This window comes from Bradyrhizobium sp. 44 (assembly GCF_023073095.1).
Taxonomy (GTDB): domain Bacteria; phylum Pseudomonadota; class Alphaproteobacteria; order Rhizobiales; family Xanthobacteraceae; genus Bradyrhizobium.
In genome coordinates, this window is the sequence record NZ_JADPIY010000020.1 from 213,570 (window position 1) to 227,747 (window position 14,178).

Sequence of the window (14,178 nt, forward strand, 5' to 3'; positions counted from 1 at the left end):
CGATGACAATGTCAACGATTTTCCAAATGCCTCTTAATCGCATTCGGATCAGGCTGGGGAGGTTGCGCTACCAAGACTTGGCACGCCGCGGCTTTCTTGGCAGAGGTGGATCATGAGCCAGACATCAAGCAGGGCCGGGCGCGCATCGTCCGATGCGGACGAAAGTCAGTCGCCGGCGCCGATCACTGTCATGCTGTCGTCGCGGCTGATGGTGCTGGCCAATTTGCTCAAGCGCGGCGCCATCCTGCGCTACAAGCGTCTCGCCGGATTGTCCTCGGTCGAGTTTGGCCTGGTCGCCTCGCTCGGCCGGCGGCCGCCGATGAGCGTGGCGCGGCTTGCGGAAGCTGTCGGCCAGGACAAGGGGCAGATCAGCCGCGCGCTTGCGGAACTCGTCTCGCGCAAGCTGATCGCGAAATCAGCGAACCCGAAAGACAGCCGCGAGGTTCTGGTCTCGCTGACCGCAACCGGCCTTGCGGCGCATGATGCGATCGTCGCCGGTGCGCAGGAGCGCAATCGGCGCTTGCGCGAACATCTGAGCGAAGCCGAGTTCGAGGCGCTGCTGCAGCAGGTCGATCAATTGACGACGATCGCTGCCGAGATGCTCGAGAACGAGAAGACTTCGCGCTGACGTTTCGGCAATCCGGGACATGTTGGATCGCTTCCAAAAATCTTTCCAAGAACCCTTCCAAGACTCTTTCTAAGACTCTTTCTAAGAGGCTTTCAATTAGGGAATTCGCGCGCGCTCCCCTAAGCGTCACCGCAAGCGCATGCCGTCATGGGACTGACGGCATGGGCAAATCAAAACACGCAGTTTTGGGGTTGCGCGTTGAACAGTCTTGGAATGCTGCGGTCGGCCGTATTGGCGACCGCATCCGCTTGGGTTTTGGTGCCGCAGGCATCGCTTGCACAATCTCCTGCGCAGAGTGGCGCGCAGAACATTCCGTCGGTCACCGTCACCGCGCCGGAAGCGCGCCGCCGGGCGGCGCCCTCCGTCCAGCGCCGCGCGCCGCGATCATCCCAGCAGACCGCCAACCGAAGCAAGCCGCAGCCGCGGCGCCATGTCGGTTCCGTGGAGACCCCGCTCGGCCCGGTGCACGGCTACGTCGCCGGCGGCAGCTCGTCCGGCACCAAGACCAACACGCCGATCATGGAGACGCCGCAGGCGGTGTCGGTGATTGGCGCGGAGCAGATCCGCGACCAGAAGGCAAACAAGCTCGACGAAGTCCTGCGCTATACCGCCGGCGTCCGCGCCGGGACCTTCGGCGCGGACACGCGCAACGACTGGTGGCTGATCCGCGGCTTCAAGTCCGACGACGTCGGACTGTTTCTCGACGGCATGCAGCTGTTCTACACGTCCTATGCGAGCTGGAAGCTCCAGGCGCCCAACATGGAGCGCGTCGAGGTGCTGCGCGGTCCGTCGGCCGTGCTCTATGGCGGATCGAGCCCGAGCGGCATCGTCAACGTCATCAGCAAGATGCCGCCCGCGGACCCCGTCCGCTTCATCGAGACCGGCGTCAACAATTTCGGCAACGCTTATGTCGGCTTCGATGTCGGCGGTCCGGTCGCGACCCAGCCCGAAAACGGCAAGTTGTTCTACCGCGTCGTCGGCCAGGTCCAGAACGGCCCTACGCAGGTCAATTTCACCCCGGACAACAACTACTTCATCGCGCCGTCGGTGACCTGGAAGCCGGACGCCGACACGACGTTCACGGTGCTGGCTTCAGCTTCCCGGCAGGAAACCCGTGGCATCAACTTCCTGCCCTATGAGGGCACGGTGACCAACGCTCGGTTCGGCAAGATCCCCACCAGCTTTTTCGCCGGCGATCCCAGCGTCGACAAGTTCACGCGCGAGCAGGAGATGCTCGGCTACCAGTTCGAGCGCAATCTCACCGACGATCTGACGTTCCGGCAGAATGCGCGCTTTGCCCACGTCGATGTGACCTATCGCGGCTACGTCGGCAATAATTGGGCTGACATCAACACGGCCAGTCTCGGTCGCTATAATTGGTATGCGAAGAACACCGCCAACCAGGCCAATCTCGACAATCAGCTGGAGTACCGCTTCAACACCGGCGCGGTGCGGCACACGATGCTGTTCGGGGTCGATTTGAAGGGCTATCAGATCGACGACTATCAGGCTTTCAACTTCGGCACCGTTCCTTCGATTAATGTCTTCAATCCCGCCTATGGATTTGACATTCCGTTGACGGGCGCACCGTTCCGCAACTTCCAGATCACGCAGAAGCAGGCCGGCACCTATCTTCAGGACCAGATGAAGCTCGGCAACTTCACGCTGGTGCTGAGCGGCCGCAACGATTGGGTCGAGACGACGCAGGCTGGCCGTGATACCGGCGCCACGCTCGCCAGCCGCGACGACAGCAGGTTCAGCGGGCGCGCCGGGCTGATCTACAATTTCGACAACGGCATCGCGCCCTATGTGTCTTACGCCACGAGCTACAATCCGATCATCGGCCTCAACGCGCAAAACCAGCTGTTCCTGCCGGAGACCGGCCAGCAGGCGGAAATCGGCGTGAAGGTCGCGCCGCGGGGATTTGACGGCTACTTCACCGCTTCGGTGTTCGACCTGAAGCGCCAGAACGTGGCAACCACTGATCCTGTCGTCACGACCTTGCAGAACCAGACCGGCGAGGTGACATCGCGCGGCATCGAGCTCGAAGCGGTGGCGAACGCCACGCGCGAGCTGAAGCTGATCGGCTCGTTCACGGCCTACCATTTGTTCAACAGCAGGGATCTGGACCCGTCGTTGGTCGGCAAGACCCCGACCAACACGCCTGAGCTCCTGGTGTCGGGCTGGGCGGACTACACCTTCAAGGACGGGCCGCTCGCGGGGTTCGGCTTCGGCGGCGGTGTCCGCTATGTCGGTTCGTCGTGGGCGGATACCGCCAATACCCTCGAGGTTCCCGCGGTCGTGCTCGGCGATCTCGCGCTCCACTACGAATGGCAGAACTGGCGCACCGCGCTGAACGTGGTCAATCTGACCGACAAGATCTATGTCGCGAGCTGCGCGGCGGCGTCCTCCTGCTTCTACGGCGACCGCCGGCGCGTCACTGCCAGCGTCTCCTACAAATGGTGAGGCAAATGACGAGAACAGGCGAGGGAAGGCCATCGTGAGAGCCTGACCGGCTCGTCACTGGCTTCCACCCACGAGATCGATGAGCTCGCGGGCTATGCCCCCCGGCCCGAAGCTCATGCGAGCGCGGCGCGCGACGACCCAGCCACGTCGCCGCCGCGCTCGCCATTGATTTTCCGCGGCGGCGGAAGCGGGCGCCGCCCGCCCGACGCATTCGCCAGACGAGCCCGGGTCCGATCGTGATGCATGGCTCCCGGATCGCTCGCCCGATGGTGGGCGCGCCTGTCCTCGTTGTAATCTGGACATTGCTGCGTCGCGGCCTAGATAAAGTGAGCCTTCTCAACAACGGACGTCACGGCCCAGCGGGTGTGGACTGATCGGGGCGCTCTTGCTGGGGCTGTCGATCTGCTCCATACCAGCCGCGGGGTGATTCCGGGATTTCCACCGTTCTGAGGGCGACAAAGGGCCTAAAAAGAGCGTGTCTTGCGCCCATTGGTGCACTGCGCTAAGGCTCAGAACAATTCCAAACTGGACGAATCCGTGGCTGTCCCGAGGCTGCGGGAAAAAGGGCTCGTCAATGAGCGGCATTCTGCAGAACTATCTTCCACTCGTCGTCTTCATAGGGGTAGCGGGCCTCATTGGTCTGGTGCTGCTGATCGCGCCGTTCATCGTCGCGTTCCAGCAGCCGGACCCGGAAAAGCTGTCGGCGTATGAGTGCGGTTTCAACGCCTTCGACGACGCCCGCATGAAGTTCGACGTCCGCTTCTATCTGGTCGCCATCCTCTTCATCATCTTCGACCTCGAGGTGGCGTTCCTGTTTCCCTGGGCGGTGGCGTTCGGCAAGCTTGGCGCGACCGGCTTCTGGTCCATGGTGGTGTTCCTTGGCGTGCTGACGGTCGGGTTCGCCTATGAATGGAAGAAAGGCGCACTGGAATGGGATTGAACCCTGTGTCGTCCGCCGGTCCGGCTCTCGCGCCGGCCCCCAAGGGCATCCTGGACCCGTCGACCGGCAAGCCGGTCGGGGCCAATGATCCGTTCTTCCTCGAGGTCAATTCGGAACTGTCCGACAAAGGCTTCTTCGTGGCCGCGACCGACGACCTCATCACCTGGGCGCGCACCGGCTCGCTGATGTGGATGACCTTCGGTCTCGCCTGCTGCGCGGTCGAGATGATGCAGGTGTCGATGCCGCGCTACGACGTCGAGCGCTTCGGCTTCGCGCCGCGTGCTTCGCCGCGTCAGTCGGACGTGATGATCGTCGCCGGGACCCTGACCAACAAGATGGCGCCCGCGCTGCGCAAGGTCTACGACCAGATGCCCGAGCCGCGTTACGTCATCTCGATGGGCTCCTGCGCCAACGGCGGCGGCTATTATCACTATTCCTACTCGGTCGTGCGCGGTTGCGACCGCATCGTGCCGATCGACATCTACGTGCCGGGCTGCCCGCCCACGGCGGAAGCGCTGCTCTATGGCGTGCTGCTGCTGCAGAAGAAGATCCGCCGCACCGGCACCATCGAACGCTAAGGTTTTACGTCATGGACGACGCCAAGCTCGACGCCCTGGGGCAGACGATCGTTAGCGCGCTTCCGGGCGCCGCCATCGGTCATTCGGTGGCCTTCAACCAGCTCACGGTGGATGTCGAGGTCAGCAAGATCGTCGAGGTGGTCAAGTACCTCCGCGACGACCCGAACTGCCGCTTCATCAACTTCACCGACATCACGGCGGCGGACTATCCCTCGCGCGAGAAGCGCTTCGACGTGATCTATCACTTCCTGTCACCGACCCTGAACGCCCGGATCCGGCTCAAGGCCCAGGCCGACGAGACCACGCAGGTGCCGTCGCTGATCGAGGTGTTTCCCGGCGCCGACTGGTTCGAGCGCGAGGCCTACGACCTCTATGGCGTGATCTTCGTCGGTCATCCCGACATGCGCCGCCTCCTGACCGATTACGGCTTCGAGGGTCATCCGCTGCGCAAGGATTTCCCGACCACCGGCTTCCTCGAGGTCCGCTACGACGACCAGGAGAAGCGGGTGGTGTACGAGCCGGTCAGGCTCAACCAGGAATTCCGCAAGTTCGACTTTTTGTCCCCGTGGGAGGGCGCCGACTATCCGGTCCTTCCGGGTGATGAAAAAGCGGGGCCGAAGGTCTGAACATGAACGAGCAACCCGAACAGCTTCGCAACTTTACGATCAACTTCGGACCGCAGCATCCGGCTGCGCACGGTGTTCTTCGTCTTGTGCTTGAATTGGATGGTGAGGTCGTCGCTCGCGTCGACCCGCATATCGGCCTGCTTCACCGCGGCACCGAAAAGCTGATCGAGCAGAAGACCTATCTGCAGGCGATCCCTTATTTCGACCGTCTCGACTACGTCGCGCCGATGAACCAGGAGCACGCCTTCTGCATGGCTGCAGAAAAGCTGCTCGGCATCGAGGTGCCACGCCGCGCGCAGCTGATCCGCGTGCTCTATTGCGAGATCGGCCGCATCCTGTCGCATTTGCTCAACGTCACCACGCAGGCGATGGACGTCGGCGCGCTGACCCCGCCGCTGTGGGGTTTCGAAGAGCGCGAAAAGCTGATGGTGTTCTACGAGCGCGCCTCCGGCAGCCGCATGCACGCAGCCTACTTCCGCGTCGGCGGCGTGCATCAGGACCTGCCGCAGAAGCTGGTCGACGACATCGACGCCTGGTGCGATCCGTTCCTGAAAGTGGTCGAAGATCTCGACCGGCTGCTCACCGCGAACCGCATCTTCAAGCAGCGCAACGTCGACATCGGCGTGGTTTCGCTGAAGGAAGCCTGGGAGTGGGGCTTCTCCGGCGTGATGGTGCGCGGTTCGGGCGCGGCGTGGGATCTGCGCAAGTCGCAGCCCTATGAATGCTACGCCGAGCTGGATTTCGACATCCCGATCGGCAAGAACGGCGACTGCTACGACCGCTATCTGATCCGCATGGAAGAAATGCGCCAGTCCGTGCGCATCATGAAGCAGTGCATCCAGAAGCTGAACGCAGCCGACGGGAAGGGTCCCGTCGTCGTCGAAGACAACAAGGTCGCGCCGCCGCGCCGTGGCGAGATGAAGCGCTCGATGGAAGCGCTGATCCATCACTTCAAGCTCTATACCGAAGGGGTCCACGTGCCGGCCGGCGAGGTCTACGCCGCGGTCGAGGCGCCGAAGGGCGAGTTCGGCGTCTTTCTGATCTCGGACGGCACCAACAAGCCCTACAAGTGCAAGATCCGCGCGCCCGGCTTTGCGCATCTCCAGGCCATGGACCACATCTGCCGCGGTCATCTGCTCGCCGACGTGTCGGCGATCCTCGGCTCGCTCGACATCGTGTTCGGAGAGGTCGATCGGTGATGGCGCAGGCGCCGATCCAGTTTGACCGCGCCTCGGGGGCCCTTGAAGGGGCCAACCTGTGGGAGCGGACGGCTGCCTTGGCGCTGGTGACGGGATCGAAGATCTCCTCGCACTTCTCGCATATGGGCTACATCGCCTGCGCCAATCTGCTGCGCAAGACGCTGCCCGAGCGCAACATCGCGATCAAGCTCAACCCCGACGCCGTGTTCGAATTTCCCTACGGCGACGGCTATTGGAGCAAACTGCTCAACCGCTCCTATAATTACGAGGACGAGTTGGAGCTGTTGTTCGCCGACTCCATCGACGTCGACTACACCCTGCTCGATTGCGGCGCGAATTACGGCTATTGGTCGGTGCTGGTGTCGAGCAAGCCGTTCGGCTCGCACAAGGCGATCGCGATCGAGCCGTCCGGGCAGAACCATCCGAAGCTCGCCAACAACGCCCGCATCAATGGCAGCCGCTTCGAGACCATGAAATGCGCGATCGGTGCGGCCCGTGGCACCGCGCGTCTGTCAGGCACCAAGCACGAGGCCTTCAGCATCGCCGGCGATGCGTCGGCGGGCGGCGAGGACGTGCCGGTCATCGCGCTCGATAATCTGATCGACGACGGCAAGGTCGCCGCGACCGGCAAGTACCTGATCAAGCTCGACGTCGAGGGCGTCGAGATCGAGGCGATCAAGGGCGGCGCTCGGCTGCTCCAGGCCGACAGCGTCATCATGTGCGAGGAGCATGGCAGCGACCGTTCGCACGCGGTCTCGCGCTACATCCTCGAACACACCCCGCTGAAGCTGATCGTCTACGATCCCAGCACAAGGCGTATGGAGACGGTGACCGAGCTGTCGATCCTCGACCGCATCAAGGTCTCGACCCATGTCGGCTACAATGTTTTCGGCACCGCAAGCGCATTCTGGCAGGACAGGATCAATGCCCTGAATGCGAAAACCGCGCGCCGCATGCAGTGAGAGATTGAAGAGATGTCCGTTCGCCGATTAGCACCGAAGGAAGTCCAGCCCGCGAGCTTTGCGTTCACGGAGGAGAACCTCGCGTTCGCCAAACAGCAGATCGCGAAATATCCGGCCGGGCGCCAGGCTTCGGCCGTCATCGCCATTCTCTGGCGCGTACAGGAACAGCACGACGGCTGGGTCTCGGAGGCCGCGATCCGCGCTGTCGCCGACATGCTCGACATGCCCTATATCCGCGTGCTCGAGGTCGCGACCTTCTACACGATGTTCCAGCTGGCCCCGGTCGGCGAGAAAGCCCACGTTCAGGTCTGCGGCACCACGCCGTGCCGCCTGCGCGGCGCCGAGGATCTGATCCACGTCTGCGAGCACCGTATCCATCACGAGCCCTTCCATCTCTCCAAGGACGGCAATTTCAGCTGGGAAGAGGTGGAGTGCCTCGGTGCCTGCGTGAACGCGCCGATGGTGCTGATCGGCAAGAATACCTATGAGGATCTGACCAAGGAAAGCTTCGGCAAGGTGCTCGATGGCTTTGCCTCGGGCAATCCGCCCAAGCCCGGTCCGCAGAACGGCCGCCAGTTCTCGGCGCCGACCGGTGGGCCGACCACGCTGAAGGAGATCACCTGATGCGTGATCTCTCGCCGCCAGTTGAAGGGAGCAGTGTTGTGAAGAAGTGGGGCTTCGTCGCAATGCATTCCGCCGTGGCGGCCACGTTCATTTTCCTGCTTCAGCGCTTCGCCCTGAACGCGTCGCTGGAATCCAGTCTGCTCTGGGCGCTGACCTTCGCCGTCTGCGCCGCCGGGCTTGCCTACAAGCAAGCCAACCGTTGATCGGAAAGCACTGACATGCTCGAGGACAAGGACCGCATCTTCAAGAACCTCTACGGCCTCCACGATTGGGGGCTCGAGGGCGCGCGGCGCCGCGGCGCCTGGGATGGCACGAAGAACATCATCGACAAGGGCCGCGACTGGATCATCAACGAGATGAAGGCGTCGGGGCTGCGCGGCCGCGGTGGCGCCGGCTTCCCGACCGGCCTGAAATGGTCGTTCATGCCGAAGGAATCGACCGACGGCCGGCCGAGCTATCTCGTCGTCAACGCCGACGAATCCGAGCCCGGGACCTGCAAGGATCGCGAGATCATGCGGCACGATCCGCATCTCCTGATCGAGGGCTGCCTGATCGCGAGCTGCGCGATGAACGCGCATGCCTGCTACATCTATGTCCGCGGTGAGTTCATCCGCGAGCGCGAGCATCTCCAGGCGGCGATCGACCAGGCCTATGAGGCCAAGCTGGTCGGCAAGGACAACGTCAACGGCTGGCCGTTCGACATCTACGTCGCCCACGGCGCCGGCGCCTATATCTGCGGCGAGGAAACCGCGCTGCTCGAGAGCCTCGAAGGCAAGAAGGGCCAGCCGCGGCTGAAGCCGCCGTTCCCGGCCAATGTCGGCCTGTATGGCTGCCCGACCACCGTCAACAATGTCGAGTCGATCGCGGTTGCGCCGGACATTCTGCGCCGTGGCGCGGCATGGTTCGCCGGCATTGGCCGTCCCAACAATGTCGGCACCAAGCTGTTCTGCATCTCCGGCCATGTCGAGCGGCCCTGCAACGTCGAAGAAGCCATGGGCATTCCGTTCCGTGAGCTGATCGAGAAGCATTGCGGCGGCGTCCGCGGCGGCTGGGACAACCTCAAGGCCGTGATCCCGGGCGGCTCCTCCGTGCGCATGGTGCCGGCCGAGCAGATCATCGACACGCCGATGGATTTCGACTCGTTGAGCAAGCTGCGCTCGGGCCTCGGCACCGCGGCCGTGATCGTGATGGACAAGTCGACCGATTTGATCCGCGCCATCGCCCGCATCTCCTATTTCTACAAGCACGAGAGCTGCGGCCAGTGCACGCCGTGCCGCGAGGGCACGGGCTGGATGTGGCGCGTCTTGACCCGCATGGCCGACGGTCGCGCCCACAAGCGCGAAATCGACATGCTGCTGGAAGTCACCAAGCAGGTCGAAGGCCACACCATCTGCGCGCTCGGCGACGCGGCGGCGTGGCCGATCCAAGGCCTGATCGCGCATTTCCGTCATGAGATCGAAGCGCGCATCGACCAATATTCGCACAAGGCCGACGTCGACGATGCCGGCGTCCGCGATCCCGTGAACATGGTCGCGGCGGAGTAGAGACAATGACCAAGCTCATCATCGACGGTAAAGAGATCGATGTCCCCGCCGAATACACGCTGCTTCAGGCGTGCGAGGCGGCCGGCGCCGAGATTCCGCGCTTCTGCTATCACGAGCGGCTGTCGATCGCCGGCAATTGCCGGATGTGCCTCGTCGAGGTGAAGGGCGGCCCGAAGCCGGTCGCGAGCTGCGCCTGGGGCGTGCGCGATTGCCGTCCCGGTCCCAAGGGCGAGCCGCCGGAAATCTCCACCCGTTCGCCGATGGTGAAGAAGGCGCGCGAAGGCGTGATGGAATTCCTTCTCATCAACCATCCGCTGGATTGCCCGATCTGCGATCAGGGCGGCGAGTGCGACCTTCAGGACCAGGCGATGGGCTACGGTGTCGACACCAGCCGCTTCGCCGAGAACAAGCGCGCGGTCGAGGACAAATATCTCGGCGCGCTGGTCAAGACCTCGATGAACCGCTGCATCCAGTGCACCCGTTGCGTCCGCTTCTCGGCGGAAGTGGCCGGCGCCCCTGAAATGGGCGCGACCGGCCGCGGCGAGGACATGGAGATCACGACCTATCTCGAGCACGCGCTGACGTCTGAGCTTCAGGGCAATCTCGTCGATATCTGCCCGGTCGGCGCGCTGACCTCGAAGCCTTATGCCTTCGCCGCGCGCCCGTGGGAGCTCGGCAAGACCCAGTCGATCGACGTGATGGACGGCGTGGGATCTGCGATCCGCGTCGACACCCGCGGCCGCGAAGTGATGCGTATCCTGCCGCGCATCAACGAGGCCGTGAACGAGGAGTGGATCTCCGACAAGACCCGTCACGTCGTCGACGGCCTGCGCACCCAGCGCCTCGACCGGCCCTATATCCGCGAAGCCGGCAAGCTGCGCGCGGCGAGCTGGCCCGAGGCCTTTGCCGCGATCGCCGCGAAAGCGGCCCGCACCGACGGCAAGCGCATCGGTGCGATCGCGGGCGACCTCGCCGGCGTCGAAGAGATGTTCGCGCTGAAGGATCTGCTGGCCAAATACGGCTCGGCCAATCTGGCAGTGCAGGGCGGCGACGCCTTCGATCCCGCGTTCGGCCGCGGCTCCTACATCTTCAATCCGACGCTCGCCGGCGTCGAGCAGGCCGATGCGCTGCTCATCATCGGCGCCAATCCGCGCAAAGAGGCGGCCGTGTTCAACGCCCGCATCCGCAAGCGGTGGCGCGCCGGCGGCTTCAAGGTCGGCGTGATCGGCGCCAAGCCCGACCTCACCTACGAATATGACCATCTCGGCGCGGGCACGGACACGCTCGGTGAGCTCGCGGCCGGCAAGCACTCCTTCATGGACGTGCTGAAGAACGCCAAGAATCCGATCATCCTGGTTGGTGCGGGCGCCGCCTCGCGCCACGATGGCGCCGCCATTCTCGCAGCCGCGGCCAAGCTCGCGCTCGACGTCGGCGCGCTCAAGGACGGCTGGAACGGCTTCGGCGTCCTGCACGAGAGCGCCTCGCGCGTCGGCGCGCTCGACATCGGCTTTGTCGCCGGTCAGGGCGGGCTGAACGCGGCGCAGATGACGACGTTCGGGACGCTCGATCTGCTGTTCCTGCTTGGCGCCGACGAGATCAAGCCGTCGGACGGCACCTTCGTCGTCTATATCGGCACCCACGGCGACCGCGGCGCCCATCGCGCCGACGTCATCCTGCCGGCAGCCGCCTACACCGAGAAGTCCGCGATCTACGTCAACACCGAAGGCCGCGTGCAAATGACCGGACGGGCCGCATTCCCGCCGGGTGAGGCCCGCGAGGACTGGGCGATTGTCCGCGCGCTGTCGGAGGCGCTCGGCAAGAAGCTCGGCTATGACTCGCTCTCGGCCCTGCGCCAGGCGATCTTCAAGGCCGTGCCGCATCTGATCCGTCTCGACCAGATCGAGGCCGGCGCGGCCGATCAGATCAAGAAACTCGCGGGGAAGGGCGGCCCGACGGAGAAGGCCCCGTTCAAGCCGCTCGTCGAGGACTTCTATTTGACCAACCCAATCGCGCGTGCGTCCGCCGTGATGGCGGAGTGTTCGCGGCTTGCCTCCGGGCAGATGCTGACCGCAGCGGAGTGAGCTGATGGAATTCTTCGAAAGCGCCTTCTGGACCGGGTTCCTCTGGCCGCTGATCATCATGATCGCGGAGAGCGTCCTGGTGCTGGTCGTCCTGCTGGTGGCGATCGCCTACATCCTGCTCGCCGACCGCAAGATCTGGGCGGCGGTGCAGATCCGCCGCGGCCCGAACGTGGTTGGTCCCTGGGGCCTGCTGCAATCCTTCGCCGACCTCCTCAAGTTCGTGCTGAAGGAGCCGATCATCCCTTCCGGCGCCAACAAGGGCGTGTTTCTCCTTGCTCCCTTGGTCTCATGCGTGCTCGCGCTCGCCGCCTGGGCGGTGATCCCGACCAATCTCGGCTGGGTGATCTCCGACATCAATGTCGGCGTTCTCTTCATCTTCGCGATTTCGTCGCTGTCGATCTACGGCATCATCATGGCCGGCTGGTCGTCAAACTCGAAATATCCGTTCCTGGCGGCGCTGCGCTCCGCGGCGCAGATGGTGTCCTACGAGGTCTCGATTGGCTTCGTCATCATCACGGTGCTGCTCTGCGCCGGCACGCTGAACCTCTCGGCCGTGGTCGAGGCGCAGCATGTCCGCGGCCTCGCCAGCCTGATCGGGTTGCCGCAGCTCACCATCCTGAACTGGTACGTCTGGCCGCTGTTCCCGATGTTCGTGATCTTCTACGTCTCGGCGCTGGCGGAAACCAATCGCCCGCCGTTCGACCTCGTCGAAGCGGAATCCGAGCTCGTCGCCGGCTTCATGGTCGAGTACGGCTCGACGCCGTATCTTCTGTTCATGCTCGGCGAGTATGTCGCGATTGCCACGATGTGCGCGATGGCGACGATCCTGTTCCTCGGAGGTTGGCTGCCGCCGGTGGACCTGCCGCCCTTCAACTGGGTGCCGGGCATCATCTGGTTCTCGCTAAAGCTGTTCTTCATGTTTTTCCTGTTCGCGATGGCCAAGGCGATCGTGCCGCGCTACCGCTATGATCAACTGATGCGTCTCGGCTGGAAGGTGTTCCTGCCGTTGTCGCTGGCGATGGTGATCGTGGTGGCCGGTGTGCTGCACTTTGCCGGCATCGCGCCGAAGTGAGGGCCGTCATGGGTATCAACATCAACGCCACTGCACGCTCGCTCCTGTTGTCGGAATTCGTCTCGGCGTTCTTCCTCGCGATGCGCTATTTCTTCCAGCCGAAGCCGACGCTGAACTATCCCTTCGAGAAGGGCCCGATCTCGCCGCGCTTCCGCGGCGAGCATGCGCTGCGCCGCTATCCGAACGGCGAGGAACGCTGCATCGCCTGCAAGCTGTGCGAAGCGGTCTGCCCGGCGCAGGCCATCACCATCGAGGCCGGTCCGCGCCGCAACGACGGCACACGCCGCACCGTGCGCTACGACATCGACATGGTGAAGTGCATCTATTGCGGCCTCTGCCAGGAAGCCTGTCCGGTCGATGCCATCGTCGAAGGTCCGAACTTCGAGTTCGCGACCGAGACCCGCGAGGAATTGTTCTATGACAAGGCCAAGCTGCTCGCCAATGGCGACCGCTGGGAACGCGAGATCGCGAAAGCGATCGAACTCGACGCGCCGTACCGGTGAGATGAGAGCATGATCCTTCCCGCGCTGTTCTTCTATCTGTTCGCCGGCGTCTGCGTCGCCTCGGCGGTGATGGTGATTGTCTCGCGCAATCCCGTGCACTCCGTGCTGTACCTGATCCTGGCCTTCGTCAACGCCTCCGGCCTGTTCGTGCTGATGGGCGCCGAATTCCTCGCGATGATCCTGATCGTCGTCTATGTCGGCGCGGTCGCGGTCTTGTTCCTGTTCGTGATCATGATGCTCGACGTCGACTTCCTCGAGCTGCGCGAGGGCTTCATCGAGTACCTGCCGGTCGGGCTCGTGATCGGCGGCATCTTCCTGTTCGAGCTGCTGCTCACCGTCGGCTTCTGGGTCATCAACCCCGGCGTCGCCAAGACGATCACGGCGGCGATCCCGGCCAACGTCTCCAATACCGAGGCGCTGGGCCTGGTGCTCTATACCAAGTACATCCACTACTTCCAGCTCTCGGGCATGGTGCTGCTGGTCGCGATGATCGGCGCCATCGTGCTGACGCTGCGGCACAAGGCCAGTGTCAAGCGGCAGGACATCAACGTTCAGAACGCGCGCACGCCCGAAATAGCGATGGCGATCCGCAAGGTGGCGCCGGGGCAGGGGCTCCAGGATTCTGACGCGGCGGAGTGGGTGAAATGACGATCGGGCTCGGACACTATCTGGCGGTCGGCGCGATCCTGTTCACGCTCGGGATCCTCGGCATCTTCCTGAACCGCAAGAACATCATCGTCATCCTGATGTCGATCGAGCTGATCCTGCTCGCGGTCAACGTCAACCTCGTGGCGTTCTCGACCTTCCTCGGCGACATCGTCGGGCAGGTCTTCGCGCTCCTGGTGCTCACCGTGGCGGCCGCTGAAGCCGCAATCGGTCTCGCCATCCTGGTGGTCTATTTCCGCAACCGCGGCTCGATTGCGGTTGAGGACGTCAATCTGATGAAGGGCTGATC

General features: G+C 63.7%; 15 protein-coding genes. All 15 read left to right on the forward strand.

The genetic code is table 11. The annotated features are described in order from the left end of the window. The first annotated feature begins 112 nt into the window (after positions 1-112). The 15 genes from IVB41_RS23205 (at position 113) to nuoK (ending at position 14,176) form a co-directional block, all read left to right on the forward strand. Positions 113-628 (forward strand): MarR family winged helix-turn-helix transcriptional regulator, encoded by a 516-nt coding sequence (locus IVB41_RS23205; protein WP_247289468.1) that lies wholly within the window; start codon positions 113-115, stop codon positions 626-628. A gap of 213 nt (positions 629-841) precedes the next feature. Further along, positions 842-3,094 carry a TonB-dependent siderophore receptor gene (locus tag IVB41_RS23210; protein WP_247435289.1) on the forward strand — a complete coding sequence of 751 codons (2,253 nt, stop codon included), beginning with the start codon at positions 842-844 and terminating at the stop codon, positions 3,092-3,094. A 574-nt stretch (positions 3,095-3,668) separates the two neighbouring features. Then, positions 3,669-4,034 carry an NADH-quinone oxidoreductase subunit A gene (locus IVB41_RS23215; protein ID WP_007603535.1) on the forward strand — a complete coding sequence of 122 codons (366 nt, stop codon included), beginning with the start codon at positions 3,669-3,671 and terminating at the stop codon, positions 4,032-4,034. Beyond that, positions 4,025-4,612: an NADH-quinone oxidoreductase subunit B family protein gene (locus IVB41_RS23220; RefSeq protein ID WP_027567200.1), complete on the forward strand. Its 588-nt coding sequence runs from the start codon at positions 4,025-4,027 to the stop codon at positions 4,610-4,612. The genes IVB41_RS23215 and IVB41_RS23220 overlap by 10 nt, the downstream gene beginning before the upstream one ends. Positions 4,613-4,623: 11 nt before the next feature. Beyond that, on the forward strand, positions 4,624-5,238 hold the full coding sequence (locus IVB41_RS23225; RefSeq protein WP_018455092.1) for an NADH-quinone oxidoreductase subunit C: 615 nt from the start codon (positions 4,624-4,626) through the stop codon (positions 5,236-5,238). Between the two features lie 2 nt (positions 5,239-5,240). Then, positions 5,241-6,437, forward strand: a complete 1,197-nt coding sequence (locus IVB41_RS23230) for an NADH-quinone oxidoreductase subunit D (RefSeq protein ID WP_247356280.1) — start codon at positions 5,241-5,243, stop codon at positions 6,435-6,437. Continuing rightward, the gene (locus IVB41_RS23235; RefSeq protein ID WP_247435293.1) at positions 6,437-7,399 is read left to right on the forward strand and encodes an FkbM family methyltransferase; all 963 of its coding nucleotides are present in this window, start codon (positions 6,437-6,439) and stop codon (positions 7,397-7,399) included. Before IVB41_RS23230 ends, IVB41_RS23235 begins: the two co-directional genes overlap by 1 nt. 12 nt (positions 7,400-7,411) lie before the next feature. Continuing rightward, positions 7,412-8,023 carry an NADH-quinone oxidoreductase subunit NuoE gene (gene nuoE / locus IVB41_RS23240; protein WP_247435296.1) on the forward strand — a complete coding sequence of 204 codons (612 nt, stop codon included), beginning with the start codon at positions 7,412-7,414 and terminating at the stop codon, positions 8,021-8,023. Further along, complete coding sequence (locus IVB41_RS23245; protein ID WP_026232874.1) at positions 8,023-8,226, forward strand: hypothetical protein; 204 nt, start codon at positions 8,023-8,025, stop codon at positions 8,224-8,226. The genes nuoE and IVB41_RS23245 overlap by 1 nt, the downstream gene beginning before the upstream one ends. 15 nt (positions 8,227-8,241) lie before the next feature. Next, the gene (gene nuoF / locus IVB41_RS23250; protein ID WP_247435299.1) at positions 8,242-9,567 is read left to right on the forward strand and encodes an NADH-quinone oxidoreductase subunit NuoF; all 1,326 of its coding nucleotides are present in this window, start codon (positions 8,242-8,244) and stop codon (positions 9,565-9,567) included. Positions 9,568-9,572: 5 nt separating this feature from the next. Next, positions 9,573-11,648: an NADH-quinone oxidoreductase subunit NuoG gene (gene nuoG / locus IVB41_RS23255; RefSeq protein WP_247435305.1), complete on the forward strand. Its 2,076-nt coding sequence runs from the start codon at positions 9,573-9,575 to the stop codon at positions 11,646-11,648. 4 nt (positions 11,649-11,652) lie between these two features. Continuing rightward, positions 11,653-12,720, forward strand: a complete 1,068-nt coding sequence (gene nuoH / locus IVB41_RS23260; RefSeq protein ID WP_007603555.1) for an NADH-quinone oxidoreductase subunit NuoH — start codon at positions 11,653-11,655, stop codon at positions 12,718-12,720. Positions 12,721-12,734: 14 nt separating this feature from the next. Then, positions 12,735-13,223, forward strand: a complete 489-nt coding sequence (gene nuoI, locus IVB41_RS23265; RefSeq protein ID WP_026232873.1) for an NADH-quinone oxidoreductase subunit NuoI — start codon at positions 12,735-12,737, stop codon at positions 13,221-13,223. Between the two features lie 9 nt (positions 13,224-13,232). After that, a complete protein-coding gene (locus IVB41_RS23270) occupies positions 13,233-13,871 on the forward strand; it encodes an NADH-quinone oxidoreductase subunit J (RefSeq protein ID WP_027518246.1) in 639 nt (212 codons plus the stop codon). Further along, on the forward strand, positions 13,868-14,176 hold the full coding sequence (gene nuoK / locus IVB41_RS23275) for an NADH-quinone oxidoreductase subunit NuoK (RefSeq protein WP_007603558.1): 309 nt from the start codon (positions 13,868-13,870) through the stop codon (positions 14,174-14,176). The genes IVB41_RS23270 and nuoK overlap by 4 nt, the downstream gene beginning before the upstream one ends. Positions 14,177-14,178 lie beyond the last annotated feature (2 nt).

Excerpts from the sequence above, each read along its gene's own strand:
- IVB41_RS23205 (WP_247289468.1), top strand. The coding sequence starts at position 113 with ATGAGCCAGACATCAAGCAGGGCCGGGCGCGCATCGTCCGATGCGGAC.
- IVB41_RS23210 (WP_247435289.1), top strand. The coding sequence starts at position 842 with ATGCTGCGGTCGGCCGTATTGGCGACCGCATCCGCTTGGGTTTTGGTG.
- IVB41_RS23215 (WP_007603535.1), top strand. The coding sequence starts at position 3,669 with ATGAGCGGCATTCTGCAGAACTATCTTCCACTCGTCGTCTTCATAGGG.
- IVB41_RS23220 (WP_027567200.1), top strand. The coding sequence starts at position 4,025 with ATGGGATTGAACCCTGTGTCGTCCGCCGGTCCGGCTCTCGCGCCGGCC.
- IVB41_RS23225 (WP_018455092.1), top strand. The coding sequence starts at position 4,624 with ATGGACGACGCCAAGCTCGACGCCCTGGGGCAGACGATCGTTAGCGCG.
- IVB41_RS23230 (WP_247356280.1), top strand. The coding sequence starts at position 5,241 with ATGAACGAGCAACCCGAACAGCTTCGCAACTTTACGATCAACTTCGGA.
- IVB41_RS23235 (WP_247435293.1), top strand. The coding sequence starts at position 6,437 with ATGGCGCAGGCGCCGATCCAGTTTGACCGCGCCTCGGGGGCCCTTGAA.
- nuoE (WP_247435296.1), top strand. The coding sequence starts at position 7,412 with ATGTCCGTTCGCCGATTAGCACCGAAGGAAGTCCAGCCCGCGAGCTTT.
- IVB41_RS23245 (WP_026232874.1), top strand. The coding sequence starts at position 8,023 with ATGCGTGATCTCTCGCCGCCAGTTGAAGGGAGCAGTGTTGTGAAGAAG.
- nuoF (WP_247435299.1), top strand. The coding sequence starts at position 8,242 with ATGCTCGAGGACAAGGACCGCATCTTCAAGAACCTCTACGGCCTCCAC.
- nuoG (WP_247435305.1), top strand. The coding sequence starts at position 9,573 with ATGACCAAGCTCATCATCGACGGTAAAGAGATCGATGTCCCCGCCGAA.
- nuoH (WP_007603555.1), top strand. The coding sequence starts at position 11,653 with ATGGAATTCTTCGAAAGCGCCTTCTGGACCGGGTTCCTCTGGCCGCTG.
- IVB41_RS23270 (WP_027518246.1), top strand. The coding sequence starts at position 13,233 with ATGATCCTTCCCGCGCTGTTCTTCTATCTGTTCGCCGGCGTCTGCGTC.
- nuoK (WP_007603558.1), top strand. The coding sequence starts at position 13,868 with ATGACGATCGGGCTCGGACACTATCTGGCGGTCGGCGCGATCCTGTTC.